The sequence below is a fragment of the Halomonas sp. DP1Y21-3 genome, assembly GCF_019801245.1.
Taxonomy (GTDB): domain Bacteria; phylum Pseudomonadota; class Gammaproteobacteria; order Pseudomonadales; family Halomonadaceae; genus Halomonas; species Halomonas litopenaei.
On the sequence record NZ_JAHVJM010000001.1, the window covers coordinates 404,351 to 418,514 of the forward strand.

Here is a 14,164-nt window from a genome sequence, read left to right on the forward strand (position 1 = left end):
AACTCCGGCGCCTCACGGCGGGGGAGAAACAGAAAGGCCCCGCCAGTCACCTGGCAGGGCCTTGCAATGTGGAAGCAGCCGCTGGAGTCGAACCTGTTATCTCCGAGTTATGAGCCCGGCGACTTAACCATCTGTCCCGACTGCTGAAACGAAAACGCCCCGGCTCGGAAGCCAGGGCGCAAGTGTCGATGCTGGGGAAAGAGTAGGCGATTCGTGCCCACAAGGCAAGACTGATATAAAGCTGAATTTGGTCGAAGGAGGCATAAATCATGGCGGAGATAGACCGAGCGGTAGTCACTGGTACCTTGCATGGCTCTATGTACCATTGCGAGAGCATTCACGACCCCGAACTACGAGACGAACTTAACCGGCTGCGCAAGTGGTGGAACCGAGCGTGCCACAGCGTGACTACAGGCAGGAAGGACCCCATCCTTCTTGATGAAGCTGAATACGCCAGCGAATGGTGCATAAGACTTGCGGAGCAAATCATCTTGGCTGACCGGGCTCTACGAAGCGGCGACCAGCCAGATTTCGCTCTTCAGCACACGCGAGAATGGGTATGGAATCGATTCGACTGTCTGGAAAGCGGGCTCCAAAGCAATGGAGTTCCAAGACGGGAGCTCTGAGAGCTAGGCGGCGCAGGATGGTGCCGTTAAAGAAGCGATAGGTCCTAGAGCAGCAGCTTCCCATGCATCGATGCGCTCCAACGACGACCTCCAAATATCGCCCCAACAGGATCTCCCTAATCTCGACCAGCGGTGTACATCCATCCTGGTACCACGTTCTTCAATGAGCCAACGCTGAACCGCCTGCGGCGTTGGCAACCCTGAATGCCGATATGGCCAGGTCGTCTCGCTGTGATGATAGAGGGCCGCCGCACACAGATACCGGAGTGTCTTGAGCTGCTGCGCGGTGGGCTTGCCCTTCCCCTGCCCAGGCAATCGGACGCCATCGGCCAGGAGTTGTCGGTACAAGGCCAGTTCAACCGTCTCCCGGTCCTCATCCAGCTCTTCACGAGTGAACGGGCCGAAGCAGTACCGAGCCAGCGCCGCCAGGTGAGATGGAAGCGATTCGACCCGGCTCATCACGGCGCCGGCCTCAAGGCCGTGGACGATGCGCCAGTCGTTGTTGCTCTTCTGTGTCGTCTGAACTCGAGCCCCAAGCTGGGCTATTTCCGTCGCCCCAGCCATCACACTGCCCTGCTGCGCCTGATAGGCGTCAAAGATCATCTGGCGTGCACTCAGGTATCGCATTGGATCTCTCCGTTTCCTACCGTTTCCCAAATCGTTTCCCGTTTCCCCGATTCGTTTCCTTCGGCATCGGGACGCCGTCTTTCCATATCCCTCTCACGCGCTGCTCTGTCACGGCTGGCAAGGCATTTGACCAACGCTGGAAGATGGCCAGCCGCTCACTCTTGGTGTTTCCTTTCTGCATTTCACGGGCGACGTGTCGGCACTGACACTCGACGGTCCATTGATTGGCCTGCATGCCTTCCGGCTTTTGCCCGTACTCCATCAGGCTGCGGTCCTGAACCGGATGCGCTGCTGCCCCGTATCGGGGCCCCCTTTGGGCTCAACAGGGATAATCTCCACCCATGTGCCGGTCTCAGCCCTCCGGTCGATCACCGGTGGCTCCAGGATCACTCTGCGAACGAACTCCCCGCGGTCGTCTGGAATGATCCCGGCGGCAACCAGCCCATCCTCCAGGTGTTTCATGCTCAGGCTGTAGTTGCTGGTATCCCGGCGCCGGATACCCTTCCCAAGCCTGGGCGTGAACGTCAGATCTACCTGACACGCAACAGGGGTGAGGCCGGCCCGATTCACAGCGTTGCGGACGATCAGGTGACAGGCATCCACCTCACGCTTGCGCTTACTCCAGTGCTGGCGAGTACCAACGTTGGTGCTGGATGCCAGGTACGGAATGAAGATCTGCATCAGTCCTCCCCATCCATTTCGTGAAAGCGGTGAGCGATCAGCTCATTGGCTACTGCATCCGCTGCTGCTTCGTACTCTTCAACCGCCTGTTCGCACTCCTTTACGTGGACTCCATTGAGGACAGTGGACTCGATACGGTCGATCTCTGCCTTGGCCCTGGCCAGGCGGCGCCCGGCGGGACTGCTGATCATCATCATTTCACGGCCTCCAAGAGCCCCCGGCGGGCAAGCTGGTCAATCGTCAGCACAATGGCGCGGTCCATACGCGCGCGGCGCTCGTTCTTGTTCAGGTCCTTACCGTTGTCGATTTCATGGTGGCAACGCGGGCAAAGTGCGGCTGTTAGGCAATCACTCGATTTCTGCCCCATCCCCCTACCCTCGTTGCGGTGTGCTGCCTGAATGCCCCAGGCGCCGCAGAGGACGCACTGGTCGAGCTGGTGGACGTTGGCCAGCCACTGGCGGGAGCGGTAGGGCTCCAGCTTCGGGATCATTGTTGCCTCTCCTGTGTGGCTCTTCGCAGCAGGTCTCGGACAGCTTCTCGCCCCTGTCTACGGTCGATGCGGCGAGCCTGACAGGCCATTACGCCAACCGCTGTCGTTGCCAGTACCGCGGCACAGACCAAAATGGCAAAGCTATTCATGCGGCCTCCCGGTATTGGTCAGCACCAATGCCCTGCAAACCAGGATCAGTAAGCTGGAAGCCGAGTGAGGTGAAGTGCTGCCACACCTGGTCCAAGTGCTCGGTAAGCTGCTTCTTGGTCATCGCCCGTGTCACCGGCCACTCGAAGGGCGCCTTCATCAGCTCGAGCTTCTGTTCGTAGGGCAGTGGTTTGATGATCCGATCGTAGGCCTCTCGGTATTGCTCGCTATCCCGGCGCAAAATGGGGATCCCGAAGTGGAGCTTGCAGAAGGCCTGGTAGTCCTCTGCTGATTGATCTCCCTGCTTTTCCGCATCTGCACACCACCGCCATTGCAAAGCGTTCTGCGGAATACTCCGCTGATCAGGTTGCTCTTCCACCACGAAGCGAACTTTCGGCCAGCGCTGGTGAGCCTCTGTCAGGATGCGGGGCAACCGCGCCAGAGCGGCGAGGCTTTCCTCGATAGTGGAAAAGCTGACAACGTAGCGCTTGGGCAGCCGCTTCACGCAGCACCGTCCTCGCCGCCCCAGGCGGACAACAGGCGGTACTCATGCGGTCTCGCGGTCCCCGGGCCTTTCACCTCACGGCTGACAACCGTCTGGCCCAAGGAGCGCAGCTCACGGATGCGTGCAGATATTCCGGCGTGACTATCCATCTGGCCGAAACGAGCCAGAATGGCGTCACCGATCTCGTGCAGCTGCATCCAGTAGGTGGCGTCACTCATCACCAGGTACACGCGCCCGATCTGAGTGGCGGGATTATCGATACAACGCCCGCGACGCGGGGTCAGTTTGGTCACAGTTCCCATGGCTACGCCGCTCCCTGTTGCTTGATCTTCATGTGCTCGATCACCCCAGCCAGGCTGTCGTCGGTAATGCGCTGCACCTGGGTGCCGTTCGCCAATCCTTGGCGCCCTCCTTCCATCACTCGCAAAGCGCGCTGCTGGTTGCCGATCACGGCAATGTCCTTGCCGGGCAGAACGCCGCGGGTGTGCTGCCCGATCTGGACGTTCTGCTGGGTGGCGGCGCCCGCCAGGAACGCCGGCCAGCCCTCGGGGCGGTGCACGGCATAGGCCCGGTACTGCGCCTCGAAGCGTTGGCGGAGCCACACCATGTCCTTCTCGCTGTCCACCATGGCCACCTTGGGCCAGCCGCCGATGCGCTCGATGGCGGCATGGATCAGCGGGTCGTCGAACGCGACATCCCGGTAGTGCCCCACGCTGCGGATCGCTCGCTCGACCTTGGCCCAGGCCTGCAGGGTTCGGCTCTGGCTGTCGCCCCGGGCGAACTTGATCACGTCGCCGGGCTTCGGCGGGAACTGGCCGGTGTCCGGGCTCTGGATGTGCAGGGTCAGTGCGCGCTGGATCTCGTCGAGCTCGAGCTGCTCGAGGGCGCGAAACACCAGCTCGATGGTTCCCGGCGTGACGCTGCGGTTGTAGATCTCCTGCGCCTGGCTCCACACCTCGGCGAACTTCTCGAAGTCGTGCTCAGTCATCACCAGTGCCCTCCCTCGGCGTCGAGCAGGTCGCCCACGTCATCCGGGCGGTTCTGGCGGCGAGCCACGGCCTCGCGGATGGCCTGCTGGTTGGCGGCGTGCAGCCGCTCGGCTTGATTCATCCCACTGCCGGGGCGTTGCTGCTGGCTGCCCAGCCGACGAGCCAGCCAGTCGGCCTTCACGCCCTGCCAACCAGCGAGCACAGCCTCGTCCAGCGCCTGGTCAGGCGTTAGGCCGGGAATACTCTTGGCGGCGCGGAGCGCCTCGTTGACGTTCAGGTTCAGCGCCCTCTGGGTCAGGGGCTTCTTGAGCGCCTTGCGGTGTTCGATGAAGCCCTGGACGGCCTCGGCTGACACCTCGGCAGGCAGGTTGCTCAGGTCGAGCCTGTTCGGCTGAGTCTTGGGCTTCTGGGGAGCCGTCTCCGGCTTCGACCCTACCGGGTCGGAATTCAGGTTGGTTTCGGCCGAAACTCCTTCCCCCTCGACCGAAGGGAGAGGGGGTATGTCTTTACTGTCTTTCGGTGTTTCCCCATTTTGGGGTGACTTAGTTACCCCATTTTGGGGAATCTTTCCCCAAGTTGGAGTGGCCTTCCGTTTTGGGGTAACTCTCGCCTTCTGAGCAGAGAAGTCCCACTCCTCGATGGCCTTGTTGATGCGTACCGGGCTTTGTCCGCCACCACTGCGGATCAGCACGCGCTTGCGGAGAAGGCCATTAAGCGTCTCGGAACACTTACCCTCGGACAGGCCGGTCATCTCGCTGAACACGGATGCGGCGATCCAGTCTTCAGACTTGTTCCAGCCATAGGTCATGCGCTCGATGACACGAATCACACGAGCCTCACGGCTTGTCAGCGGTGAACGTGCAAATGCCTCCACGAGAGCGTTGGCTGTTCGGGTGTATCCGTCTTCCACCTGAATGCTCCTGCCGGTCCTCTCAGGGCCTGGCGATTGGCCGTCGTCACGACGGTCGGGGAACTGGATAATCTCGGCTGTATCGGTCATACTGGAATCCTCTCTGAGCCCCGGCACATGGCCCCTACAGCCCGCCGGGGCTTTCTTTTTGCTGCCTTAGTTGTGTTTCCCCTCTCCCCGACTCCCGCTACTCTGGCTCGGCTAGGGCTGCGACCCCTAGCTGTCACCGATCGCAAGGTGGCGAAAGGGCTCTGCAATCCGGAGCGTTTCGGCTCTCGCCATCCCATGGCGTTGGCCAAGGGCCACCCCCAATGCGGTGGCGTGAACCCCGGAATCAACCGCTGCTTGCCCGCCTGCTGATCCCTCGTTGCTAGCGCGATATCAGCGAGCGCTTGGCAAAGCGCTATACAAATGCAGGTCTTCAAAAGACCTGAGGCCTCAGGTCGCTGACACGGAGTATTTCCCGTGGAAATGCACCTGAACCTGGCGGTCACTATCGACGTCGCACAGACGATCTCCGCGATAGCAGCACTGGTGATCGTTGTTCGTCGCTCGAAGTGACTCCAAAAGTCCTGGTCGGGGTAGCCACCCCCGGCCAGGCACCCACTTGCCCTTATAGGTCCTCGTATCTGAACGACCGAGCTCACGCCCGGCCCCCCTCCACCACCCTGAGCGCAGGAACTCGGCGACGCAGGGCGTACAACTGCCCCTGTACGTCGTTGAGACATGCTTCAAGCACCACGTCTTCCACGCTAATTCGCCGTGCTTGTGCCGCGGCCTTGGCAGCTTCCTGAGACTCGGGCGACATGCGCTCGAAGACTCGCGTCAATGAATCGCGACTGATCATCGCGGACTCCTTGGCCCTGTCAGGCCGACTGAGATTGATTGATGCTGTTGGCAGAGAGCTGGCGTTCGGCCATCTCAGCCAGCAGGCACTCGAGCTCCTGAAGTTCGTCCGCCGGCGGTGTTTCACCGTTGGCCAGCCTGGCCAGGAGGGCTTCGCGGCGCTTACGCATAACGTCTAGACCGAGCATCGTGGCCTCGTGCACCAGGGGTGCTAGCCGACCACCGTGGCGCATGGCCGCTTCTGCCTGGATCCGCTCGAACTCGTCATCGGTGAAGCGAGGTTTGACGAGGTGCTGCAAGTGTTCGCCTTCTGGTTTACAACGGCGGTCACTGAGGTGTGAAAGCATGTGGGCAGTTCCTTTGGTTGCTTCAGGGATGCCGCGGCCTTCACAGGCAGGCGGAAAACAGGAGGGTTATGCGGCATCAGCCGTCGTGAAGAGGTCTTGAATGGACACATCGACGCCTCGGGACTGGATTACCTCGATAATCTTCTGGGCAACCTCGAGACTCGGTGCACGAATGCCCGCTTCGTAGTTGCCAATGGTTGATTGCCCAAGGCCGCAGGCTTCACCCAGCTCTCTCTGAGTCATGCCTGCCCTGGTGCGGAGGGAACGAATGTCCATGCCATCGCCTCACTGTGTTTTCAATCACAATATCACGTTTTGTGGTTTTAACAACCACAAAACGTCGAGTGCGGCTAACACATAGCGTGTTGATAATACGGATGACAAGACACGAAACATGTCACGAGCCCCTCACTCCTGAGGCAGTGCATACATCAGCGAAGAGGTTCAGGTGCCAGGATCGACGATCGGCAGCCGCATCAAGCAGGCTAGACAACGGGCAGGCATGACCCAGCCCGAGCTAGCGAGGGCCTGCAGGTGGGCTTCACAGGGACGCGTCTCCAATTACGAGCGAGGTCTTCGCGAGCCTAAGAGCGGGGATGTGGCGCTGCTAGCCAAGGCTCTAGGAGTCAGTGAAAGCTGGCTATGGACCGGTAATGATGGTGGTGGAGGCAACGTTGCTGAGTTTAAGCCCCGCACCCCTAGCCATCATGAGGAGCTTGAGATGCTCAATACAGAGATCATCGAAGGCAACGAACCACTTCGTCCTGACGAGGTGATGCTGCCCGTCTTTCGCGAAGTAGAATTTTCCGCTGGCGACGGCTGTACCCAGGTCATTGAGAACCACGGAGCCCAGGAGCGCTTCAGTCTGCCCCGGCTCATGCGCGCAGGCGTGCATCCTGAGAACGCTGCTCTGGCAGTAGCCAAGGGCGACTCGATGATGCCGGTGATCAATGACGGCGCCACCCTAGGTATCGACAAGGGCAGTCGCGGCATTCAGGACGGGAAGATTTTTGCGCTGGATCATGGCGGCATGCTCCGCGTAAAGCGCCTGTACCGCATGCCGCTTGGACGCATGCGAGTAGTCAGCGACAACGCTGACGAGTATCCCGAGGAGGTCTATGCCGTGGCCGATCCCGACGCACCCAAGGTCATCGGCCGGGTGTTCTGGGTAGAAAACTTTCTATAACTCACATCCATCAATGAGCCTGAACACTCTTTGCCTGATCCAGCCGCCAGCATTGACCTTGCTATAATCATGCTTCCATTCATCGAGCAGGGATGAAGCATGCGGAAACTGATAACCACACTCGCCGCCACCACTGTCTTGGCCATTGGCAGTAGCGCAATCATCGGGCAGGCCGTCGCCTGGGACGGCTTCGACTGGGAGACCAGCAGCGATATCACTATCGAGTCGGGCAACCTTGTGCGACCAGGCGAAGAGATCGAGTACTACGACTGGGAAGCAAGTGAATACCGCTACGGCGAAGTGGACCGAATCAACAGCCGGGGCAACTCGGTCGAGGTAGAGATCTACGACTACGATACAGGCGAGTACCGAACCTTCGACATGGATAGGTAGCCCCGCCAAGCCCTCCTGAACCCGCCCACAGTGGCGGGTTTTTTATTGTTTGATTTTCAGTGCTTTGCGGTTACTTTGCGAAAATTATCACGATTCGTGGTTGACGAATAAAACACATTGCGTGATATTTAATCACATCGAACGGCACGCCGCCCATTCTACCCGGCGCAGCCGGTTCAGGCCCTCCAAGGGCCAAGCTCTTTAACAACGCGAGATCCCCCGGTGCTTGGGCCAATGCATCCACGTCCGCGAGGCGTGCCTTCGAGAGTCCCAAGCGGGGCGTCAGGCGCACACCGAGAGGTTAGAACCTGACGCGGGTGGCACCGGCTGTAGCGCAGCCGCTCGATTGAAGACCACGCCGGGGTCAGTACCGGCAGGATTCCGGGCTCTGCCACGGCAGGATTCCGGGCTCTGCCACGGCAGGATTCCGGGCTCTGCCACGGCAGAGCCCATCCGATAATGACTGGTTGCCAGTCATATACGACGGCGCCTGAGGACGACTCGCTTGAAGTGATCATTCAGGCGCCAACTTACTATCCGTTGCAGGCACACCCCGGGGGTTGGTGGCATGTGTAGCTACGGCTAATACAGCTGTTACCGCATGCTTTACCTTGCCGACAAACTCTGCAGCAACCCTGGGCCAACATTACCTCGGATGGACTCAGCGAAGTGAACTCTTCAACTTCGGGACATTCACCTTCGAATTGCACCTCTTGGGTAAATGTCATCCCTAGCTCATCAGTGGATGAAGGTTGGTCAGCATGAGCAAGTGACAGCGAGACAACAACACTCGCCAGAAAGGCTATTAGCATCCTCTTCATTGGTTTTTCCCTTGCGTATATCAAGTTTTTTTGTCAAAGCCGCTATGGGCAAATCTAAAACTCGCATTAGCAACGACATAAGCCAATTACCATTTAGTCGTTTAATGCACATGTACTAGACGTCTCACCCAAAAAGGCTTTCAGGTTCCCTGCGTATTGCCCGCCACCGCGCGGGCTTTTTTCTTCCTGCGGGCTCGCCTTGGGCGAGCTGCGCTTCACGCTGGAGATTGTCATGCAGCCGATCACCAAGAACGAACGACGCATTCAGAACGATCAGCGCGGCGCTGACCGCTACGCGCGCCGCCGACACATTGATCAGAAGTTGCGAGACATGCAGCTGGCCCGCCAACTCCGCGAGGCCTGGGAATGAGCGCTCGATATCTGGTCCAGCAGGTTCGCCAAGGCCGCATGGTCCCGAGATGCGACCTACCTGGATCACCCTACCCCAGTCGAAAAGCAGCGAAACTCGCCGCCGCCCAGGAGGGTATCGCCGCACCGCGCATCGTCACTATTAAGAGGCCCACATGAACCGCAATCCAGTGCTCATGGAAATGCGCGCTCAGCAGCGTGCCCGAGGCATCACCATCACCAAGCCTTCTCCCCCGGTGATTGGTAGCCGCCCTTTCGATCCACGAACCGCCAGCAGCCCAGAGGAAAGGGAAAACGCCAGACGCCTTGCCGACTACCACAGTCGCCGCGCCGGCTTGTCAGAGCCTCGTCTTCAACTTCGGAGGTGACATGACGGCTATCTCCCCTCCCCCAATGACTCGGCCTGAAGCTCAGTACGGCGTGGTCCACCACATGCTCATAGAACACGGCCGTAACAAGGCTTCAGAGCTGTTCCTCATCAACGGCAAGGCCTACCGGCTGACCGTCGAGAAAGTGGCTCACGACGACATGCCGGCAGCGACACGCCAAATGATTCAGGAGATGACCGATGAAACAGTTGATCACTGAAATCGAGGAGCTGGCAGCGGAGGTTCCACGCCAGTGCGGACTGACCGCTAGTACCACAAGGTCGTTCGGCGAAAACGGCTATCAGTCACTACAGGTACAGGTTCGACTGGTCCCCCTTGGCGTCGAGCCAACGCATGAGGACTGGCTTTTCCTTCACGCCAGCGAAGAGCATCACTTCCCCGGACTGCGAGATCGTTTGGCCCAGTTCATCGCCGAGCATCGCAGTAAGGAGGCCGCATGAGTTTCCTGACGCATGTCGCCGGCATCCCTTGTCGATGCGAGGTGACGCATTACAGCAAGCCGACACCGATGCGCATCACTGGCTGGGGGTTTGGCGACGCCGAGCCGCCGGAAACGGGTGAGTTCGAGTATCGGATCCTCGACCGCCGAAGGCGCCATGCACCGTGGCTCGAGGCCAAGCTTGTTGAAGCGGACGACGATCGTCTGCTCGAGGAGTACCTCGCCCTGCAAAACAGAGCCGCATGAAAAAGCCCGTCACCAGGTGGAGCTGGTGGCGGGCTGGATGATCCACACGACATGAATCAGCGAGGAGTATCCCCCGATGAACCAACCCGCACAAGTCCACCAGCATCCGGGGCAGCAGACGCCGTTCCGGATGATGGCGACACGCCTAAGCGTCGATCCCGATACCGTTCATAACCTCATGACGCAGACACTCATGAAGGCCAAGGGCGGCCAGCAGCAGGTCACCCACGAGGAGCTGATGGTCTTCATGTCCATCGCCAACGAGTACCGGCTCAACCCACTGGCCAAGGAAATCTACGCCTTTAACAACCGCGGGGCTATCCAGCCGATCGTCAGCATCGACGGCTGGCTGAAGATCATCAACACGCATCCGCAATTCGACGGCATGGAATTCGACGATCGTCTCGACAACCAGGGCAATCTGCTGGCAATCACCTGCCGGATCTTCCGCAAGGATCGCAGCCGGGCCACCGAGGTCACCGAGTACCTCAATGAGTGTCGCGACCAATCCGGGAAGTCGGAGCCGTGGAAGAAGTGGCCGGTTCGCATGTTGCGTCACAAGGCCACCATCCAATGCGCTCGCTATGCCTTTGGCCTGTCGGGGATCATCGATGAGGACGAGGCAGACCGATACCGCAGCACCAATCTGGAGCGCGACGTCACGCCGCAGAAGGAGGAGCCGGAGACCCTGCCCTTCTATCCGGCCGAGCAATTCGAAGACAACTTTCCGACCTGGCAAGCCGCCATTGAGGCGGGTAAGCGAACGCCGGAACAGGTCATCGGCTTCCTCACTAGCAAAGCCCAACTCACTAATGAGCAGAAACAGCAGATCTTGGAGGTAGCAGCATGAAGATCATCGAATTGGTTCAGTGTAGCGACGAGTGGTGCGCCTACCGTTCCCGGTATTTCACTGCCAGCGAAGCCTCGATCATGATGGCCTGCTCGAAGAACGTGAAGCGCAACGAGCTGCTGCACATGAAGGCTACCGGCTCAGAGCAGGAGTTCAGTGCGTGGTTCCAGAAGAACGTGCTCGACAAGGGCCACCGCATCGAGGCCTCGGCTCGCCCCATCGCGGAGCGCATCGTTGGCGAGGAGCTGTACCCGGTCACTGCGGTGTCTGATGACGGCGCTCTGCTGGCCTCGTTCGATGGCATCACGATGCTTGAGGACGTCGGCTGGGAGTGTAAACAGTGGAACGCTGCGAAGGCTGAGGTTGTGAGTTCGGGGGAGGTGCCGCAAGAGGACTACTGGCAGGTGGTTCAGCAGCTGGTGGTGAGCGGTGCAGAAAAGTGGCTCTACATGGTCACGGACGGCACCGAGGAAAACACTGTCAGCACCTGGGTCACTCTCGATGATTTCCATGCCAGTCAGCTTGTTGCTGGTTGGGAGCAGTTCAGAGCAGACCTCGAGGCCTATCAGCCTACCGAGCAGGTTGTCGCGCCCCAGGGCGAGGCGCCCGAGGCCCTGCCGGTGCTCAAGATCGACCTGACCGGCATGGTCAAGGCCAGCAACCTGCCGCAGTTCAAGGCGCGGGCCATGGCCATGATCAAAGGCATCAAGACCACGCTGACCACCGATCAGGACTTCGCCGACGCCAGCGAAACGGTCAAGTTTCTGCAGAAGGGCGAGAAGCAGCTGGAGGCCAGCAAGCAGGCCGCCCTGGAACAGACCGCTAGCATCGCCGAGCTGTTCAGCACCATTGATGAGTTACGCGAGACCATGCGCCAGAAGCGGCTGCATCTCGACAAGCTGGTGAAGGCGGAGAAAGAGAACCGCCGACTAGAGATCCAGCAGAAAGCGCACCAGGCCTTTGACGATTTCTTGGCAAAACTGGATTGCCCGGTGGAGCCGCAGCACAGCCTCAACGTCGCCGGCGCCATGAAGGGTAAGAAGACCATCGCCACCCTACAGTCTGCGGCCGATGACGAGGTAGCCCGGGCCAAGGTCGAGTGCCAGCAACTGGCCCAGCAGCTCAGCAGCAACCGGGAGCTGCTCGAGCAGGAGCAGGGCGAGTACGGCTTCCTGTTCAGCGACTGGAAGCAAATCATTCAGAGGCAGCCTGACGACATCCGAAACCTCATGAAGGCGCGCATCGCCGACCGCAAGGCCGAAGAGCAGAAGCAGCTCGACGCCGAGCGCGAGCGTATCCACCAGGAGGAGGAAGCCAAGGCGAAGGCCGAAGCCGAGCGGAAGGCGCGTGACGAATCGCCAGCGCCGGCCGTGGACGAACCGGCCATCCAGACCCACAGCCCGAGCAAGGGCGAGCCCGGCTACCGGGAGCCGATCGACACCAGCCGCATCGCCCAGGCTGCCGATAATTTCCAGCGCGGCAGCCGGCTGGCTAAGCCGGAGACGGTCGAGATCACGAAGAAGGAATACGAGGTGCTGCTCGCCGACCAATCTCGTCTCTACGCCCTGCTGGATGCCGGCGTGGACAACTGGAGCGGCTACAGCGACGCAATGGCCTCACTCAAGGCTGCCTGACCACCCACCAGGGGCCGCTCGGCTCCTTCCTACCGACCCGACGAGGGCTACCTCAATGTCACACCCCACCGATGTAACCAGGTTCTTCGAGGACCTGGATGGCGGCGTCTTGGCTGAACGCCTTGGCGTCATTCTCAGCCACGCCGCGGCAGCGGCCACCGACAACCCGAAGAAGAAGGCCAAGGTGACCTTGGACCTGAGCATCGAGAACATCGGCTCTGGCAGCCAAGTGGGCGTGATCCACAAGCTGTCTTTCAAGGTGCCCACGGCGCATGGCGCCACCGCCGAAGACCACACCACCGAGACGGTGATGTACGTCAACCAAGGTGGCGAGATGTCCCTTGAGCCGAAAAACCAGCTCGACATGATCGGCCACCATCACCGCAAGTCTTCCCAGCAGCAGCACAAGGAGAGCGACCAGTGAGCCTGACCAAAGACGCCTTGCAGCATCTTGAGCAGTCACACAAGACCGGCACTGAAGTGGCCAACGGCAACGCGCTGGTGCTCGGCAGTGACTTCCAGATGGCGGATCTGGAGAAGTACCAAGATCATCGCCGGCGATTTCGCGGAAAGTTCTCGACCAAGGGGCTTGGCGACTTCACCCGCTATCTCGGCGAGCGCGCCGCAACAAAGACTCCAGTCTTCATCGACCGCGACGACATGGCGGCACGCTGCTACCTCGACATCGGCAGCAGTGATGCTCCGGGGCACTGTGACCACACGGCCACGCTGTCGCTACCCAAGACGCCAGAGTTCATCGCTTTCCACCGCGCCAACGGCAGCACCTTCGACCAGGAGGGCATGGTTGAGCTGCTCGAGGACTGGGGTCACCTGATGACCTTCACCAATAGCAAGGGTGAAGTCCTTGAGCGTGGCAAGGTGGTCAACGCCTTTCGCAAGGTATCCATCGACGACCTGACCAGCATCGACAGCGAGAAGCAGGAGCACAGCTCCCAGGTCGGAGTGATGAGCAAGGTCACGGTGAAAAATGCCGAGCGATTGCCGGCGGTAATCACCTGGCGCATTGCGCCCTACGAGGAGCTGACTGAGCGCAACCTTGAGATGCGCGTCGCCAGTCTGACCAAGGGCGGACCTGGTTTCCGGCTGCGCGCAATGGCCCTCGATGCCAACGAGCAGGAGATCGCTGGTGAGTTCGCCAGCCGCATCGAGGAGGCGCTGCCCGAGCTCGAGTGCTTGCTGGGCAGCTTCACACCCTGACGATAACGGGTCCTACGGGGCCCCTACCGTGGAGGCCGTTATGCCCAGGACATGGAAGGAGTGGACAACCCACGCACTGGCAACCCTTGATCGAGATTACCCCGCTGGCGTGCCCGTGACGGAGATTGCTCGTCGCGTCGGACACTCACGCGATGCAGTGAAGACCCGAGCCCAAGAGCGCGGTCTTGAACAGCCCGCGCACAGTAGCGCACAAGCCATACGGAACTTCGAAGCCAGACATGATCGCTCCCTGGCGACCATCGCTCGGGAATACCGAGATCGCCGCCTGTCTCGGACCACACTAGCCCATGACATTGGCATTGAGATCAAGGCGCTCCGATGCGCTCTTGGTGACCCTCTCTGGCTCTCTTGGCCACGCATGACCATTGGCCGTATCGACGCCGCGAAGCGACGCCGCGAAGCGACGCCGCAAGGCAGCGTAAATCTACAA

21 protein-coding genes, 1 tRNA gene and 1 pseudogene are annotated in these 14,164 nt (G+C 60.2%); 11 read left to right on the forward strand and 12 right to left on the reverse strand.

Translation table 11 applies throughout. The features are described 5' to 3' along the window. Positions 1-69: 69 nt before the first annotated feature. The 12 genes from KUV74_RS01625 to KUV74_RS01680 all read right to left on the reverse strand — a co-directional run bounded on the left by KUV74_RS01625 (position 70) and on the right by KUV74_RS01680 (position 6,444). Positions 70-145: transfer RNA gene (locus KUV74_RS01625), tRNA-Met, on the reverse strand. A 484-nt stretch (positions 146-629) separates the two neighbouring features. Then, on the reverse strand, positions 630-1,253 hold the full coding sequence (locus KUV74_RS01630) for a hypothetical protein (protein WP_222515491.1): 624 nt from the start codon (positions 1,251-1,253) through the stop codon (positions 630-632). 261 nt (positions 1,254-1,514) lie between these two features. After that, a complete protein-coding gene (locus KUV74_RS01635) occupies positions 1,515-1,934 on the reverse strand; it encodes a hypothetical protein (RefSeq protein ID WP_222515492.1) in 420 nt (139 codons plus the stop codon). Continuing rightward, positions 1,934-2,131 carry a hypothetical protein gene (locus tag KUV74_RS01640; RefSeq protein ID WP_222515493.1) on the reverse strand — a complete coding sequence of 66 codons (198 nt, stop codon included), beginning with the start codon at positions 2,129-2,131 and terminating at the stop codon, positions 1,934-1,936. Before KUV74_RS01640 ends, KUV74_RS01635 begins: the two co-directional genes overlap by 1 nt. After that, the gene (locus KUV74_RS01645) at positions 2,128-2,424 is read right to left on the reverse strand and encodes a hypothetical protein (RefSeq protein ID WP_222515494.1); all 297 of its coding nucleotides are present in this window, start codon (positions 2,422-2,424) and stop codon (positions 2,128-2,130) included. Before KUV74_RS01645 ends, KUV74_RS01640 begins: the two co-directional genes overlap by 4 nt. Before the next feature lie 145 nt (positions 2,425-2,569). Further along, complete coding sequence (locus tag KUV74_RS01650; protein ID WP_052704415.1) at positions 2,570-3,076, reverse strand: hypothetical protein; 507 nt, start codon at positions 3,074-3,076, stop codon at positions 2,570-2,572. Next, positions 3,073-3,378, reverse strand: coding sequence for a hypothetical protein (locus tag KUV74_RS01655; protein ID WP_045993586.1), 306 nt, complete (start codon positions 3,376-3,378; stop codon positions 3,073-3,075). The genes KUV74_RS01650 and KUV74_RS01655 overlap by 4 nt, the downstream gene beginning before the upstream one ends. Before the next feature lie 2 nt (positions 3,379-3,380). Beyond that, positions 3,381-4,064, reverse strand: a complete 684-nt coding sequence (locus KUV74_RS01660) for a DUF6475 domain-containing protein (RefSeq protein ID WP_222515495.1) — start codon at positions 4,062-4,064, stop codon at positions 3,381-3,383. Continuing rightward, positions 4,064-5,065: a replication protein gene (locus KUV74_RS01665; RefSeq protein WP_222515496.1), complete on the reverse strand. Its 1,002-nt coding sequence runs from the start codon at positions 5,063-5,065 to the stop codon at positions 4,064-4,066. Before KUV74_RS01665 ends, KUV74_RS01660 begins: the two co-directional genes overlap by 1 nt. A 553-nt stretch (positions 5,066-5,618) precedes the next feature. Continuing rightward, entirely contained in the window at positions 5,619-5,822 is a 204-nt protein-coding gene (locus KUV74_RS01670; protein WP_222515497.1) for a hypothetical protein, read from the reverse strand. Positions 5,823-5,841: 19 nt separating this feature from the next. Further along, positions 5,842-6,168: a hypothetical protein gene (locus tag KUV74_RS01675; RefSeq protein ID WP_222515498.1), complete on the reverse strand. Its 327-nt coding sequence runs from the start codon at positions 6,166-6,168 to the stop codon at positions 5,842-5,844. 66 nt (positions 6,169-6,234) lie between these two features. Beyond that, a complete protein-coding gene (locus KUV74_RS01680) occupies positions 6,235-6,444 on the reverse strand; it encodes a helix-turn-helix transcriptional regulator (protein WP_222515499.1) in 210 nt (69 codons plus the stop codon). Between the two features lie 172 nt (positions 6,445-6,616). Between KUV74_RS01680 and KUV74_RS21025 the strand changes: the two are divergent. The 11 genes and pseudogenes from KUV74_RS21025 to KUV74_RS01730 all read left to right on the forward strand — a co-directional run. After that, a pseudogene (locus KUV74_RS21025) lies at positions 6,617-6,799 on the forward strand (helix-turn-helix domain-containing protein); the annotation flags it as partial. A gap of 90 nt (positions 6,800-6,889) precedes the next feature. Continuing rightward, entirely contained in the window at positions 6,890-7,354 is a 465-nt protein-coding gene (locus KUV74_RS01685; protein WP_261395010.1) for a helix-turn-helix transcriptional regulator, read from the forward strand. 99 nt (positions 7,355-7,453) lie between these two features. After that, positions 7,454-7,747, forward strand: coding sequence for a DUF5334 family protein (locus KUV74_RS01690; protein WP_222515501.1), 294 nt, complete (start codon positions 7,454-7,456; stop codon positions 7,745-7,747). A 1,053-nt stretch (positions 7,748-8,800) separates the two neighbouring features. Beyond that, positions 8,801-8,938 (forward strand): hypothetical protein, encoded by a 138-nt coding sequence (locus KUV74_RS01695; RefSeq protein WP_157033077.1) that lies wholly within the window; start codon positions 8,801-8,803, stop codon positions 8,936-8,938. 368 nt (positions 8,939-9,306) lie between these two features. After that, on the forward strand, positions 9,307-9,525 hold the full coding sequence (locus KUV74_RS01700; protein ID WP_157033076.1) for a hypothetical protein: 219 nt from the start codon (positions 9,307-9,309) through the stop codon (positions 9,523-9,525). Next, positions 9,506-9,766, forward strand: coding sequence for a hypothetical protein (locus tag KUV74_RS01705; protein WP_222515502.1), 261 nt, complete (start codon positions 9,506-9,508; stop codon positions 9,764-9,766). Before KUV74_RS01700 ends, KUV74_RS01705 begins: the two co-directional genes overlap by 20 nt. Then, on the forward strand, positions 9,763-10,011 hold the full coding sequence (locus KUV74_RS01710) for a hypothetical protein (protein WP_222515503.1): 249 nt from the start codon (positions 9,763-9,765) through the stop codon (positions 10,009-10,011). Before KUV74_RS01705 ends, KUV74_RS01710 begins: the two co-directional genes overlap by 4 nt. Before the next feature lie 76 nt (positions 10,012-10,087). After that, the gene (locus KUV74_RS01715) at positions 10,088-10,861 is read left to right on the forward strand and encodes a RecT family recombinase (protein ID WP_222515504.1); all 774 of its coding nucleotides are present in this window, start codon (positions 10,088-10,090) and stop codon (positions 10,859-10,861) included. Next, positions 10,858-12,495: a YqaJ viral recombinase family protein gene (locus KUV74_RS01720; protein ID WP_222515505.1), complete on the forward strand. Its 1,638-nt coding sequence runs from the start codon at positions 10,858-10,860 to the stop codon at positions 12,493-12,495. The genes KUV74_RS01715 and KUV74_RS01720 overlap by 4 nt, the downstream gene beginning before the upstream one ends. A gap of 55 nt (positions 12,496-12,550) precedes the next feature. After that, the gene (locus KUV74_RS01725) at positions 12,551-12,919 is read left to right on the forward strand and encodes a hypothetical protein (RefSeq protein WP_045993572.1); all 369 of its coding nucleotides are present in this window, start codon (positions 12,551-12,553) and stop codon (positions 12,917-12,919) included. Then, positions 12,916-13,713, forward strand: a complete 798-nt coding sequence (locus KUV74_RS01730; protein WP_222515506.1) for a DUF2303 family protein — start codon at positions 12,916-12,918, stop codon at positions 13,711-13,713. The genes KUV74_RS01725 and KUV74_RS01730 overlap by 4 nt, the downstream gene beginning before the upstream one ends. Positions 13,714-14,164: the final 451 nt, after the last annotated feature.

What these genes read in the sequence shown, in the direction of transcription:
- KUV74_RS01725 (WP_045993572.1), top strand. Translation starts at nt 12,551, where the DNA reads ATGTCACACCCCACCGATGTAACCAGGTTCTTCGAGGACCTGGATGGC.
- KUV74_RS01680 (WP_222515499.1), bottom strand. Translation starts at nt 6,444, where the DNA reads ATGGACATTCGTTCCCTCCGCACCAGGGCAGGCATGACTCAGAGAGAG.
- KUV74_RS01685 (WP_261395010.1), top strand. Translation starts at nt 6,890, where the DNA reads ATGCTCAATACAGAGATCATCGAAGGCAACGAACCACTTCGTCCTGAC.
- KUV74_RS01640 (WP_222515493.1), bottom strand. Translation starts at nt 2,131, where the DNA reads ATGATGATGATCAGCAGTCCCGCCGGGCGCCGCCTGGCCAGGGCCAAG.
- KUV74_RS01705 (WP_222515502.1), top strand. Translation starts at nt 9,506, where the DNA reads ATGAAACAGTTGATCACTGAAATCGAGGAGCTGGCAGCGGAGGTTCCA.
- KUV74_RS01645 (WP_222515494.1), bottom strand. Translation starts at nt 2,424, where the DNA reads ATGATCCCGAAGCTGGAGCCCTACCGCTCCCGCCAGTGGCTGGCCAAC.
- KUV74_RS01630 (WP_222515491.1), bottom strand. Translation starts at nt 1,253, where the DNA reads ATGCGATACCTGAGTGCACGCCAGATGATCTTTGACGCCTATCAGGCG.
- KUV74_RS01710 (WP_222515503.1), top strand. Translation starts at nt 9,763, where the DNA reads ATGAGTTTCCTGACGCATGTCGCCGGCATCCCTTGTCGATGCGAGGTG.
- KUV74_RS01700 (WP_157033076.1), top strand. Translation starts at nt 9,307, where the DNA reads ATGACGGCTATCTCCCCTCCCCCAATGACTCGGCCTGAAGCTCAGTAC.
- KUV74_RS01720 (WP_222515505.1), top strand. Translation starts at nt 10,858, where the DNA reads ATGAAGATCATCGAATTGGTTCAGTGTAGCGACGAGTGGTGCGCCTAC.
- KUV74_RS01715 (WP_222515504.1), top strand. Translation starts at nt 10,088, where the DNA reads ATGAACCAACCCGCACAAGTCCACCAGCATCCGGGGCAGCAGACGCCG.
- KUV74_RS01660 (WP_222515495.1), bottom strand. Translation starts at nt 4,064, where the DNA reads ATGACTGAGCACGACTTCGAGAAGTTCGCCGAGGTGTGGAGCCAGGCG.
- KUV74_RS01670 (WP_222515497.1), bottom strand. Translation starts at nt 5,822, where the DNA reads ATGATCAGTCGCGATTCATTGACGCGAGTCTTCGAGCGCATGTCGCCC.
- KUV74_RS01665 (WP_222515496.1), bottom strand. Translation starts at nt 5,065, where the DNA reads ATGACCGATACAGCCGAGATTATCCAGTTCCCCGACCGTCGTGACGAC.
- KUV74_RS01690 (WP_222515501.1), top strand. Translation starts at nt 7,454, where the DNA reads ATGCGGAAACTGATAACCACACTCGCCGCCACCACTGTCTTGGCCATT.
- KUV74_RS01635 (WP_222515492.1), bottom strand. Translation starts at nt 1,934, where the DNA reads ATGCAGATCTTCATTCCGTACCTGGCATCCAGCACCAACGTTGGTACT.
- KUV74_RS01655 (WP_045993586.1), bottom strand. Translation starts at nt 3,378, where the DNA reads ATGGGAACTGTGACCAAACTGACCCCGCGTCGCGGGCGTTGTATCGAT.
- KUV74_RS01695 (WP_157033077.1), top strand. Translation starts at nt 8,801, where the DNA reads ATGCAGCCGATCACCAAGAACGAACGACGCATTCAGAACGATCAGCGC.
- KUV74_RS01675 (WP_222515498.1), bottom strand. Translation starts at nt 6,168, where the DNA reads ATGCTTTCACACCTCAGTGACCGCCGTTGTAAACCAGAAGGCGAACAC.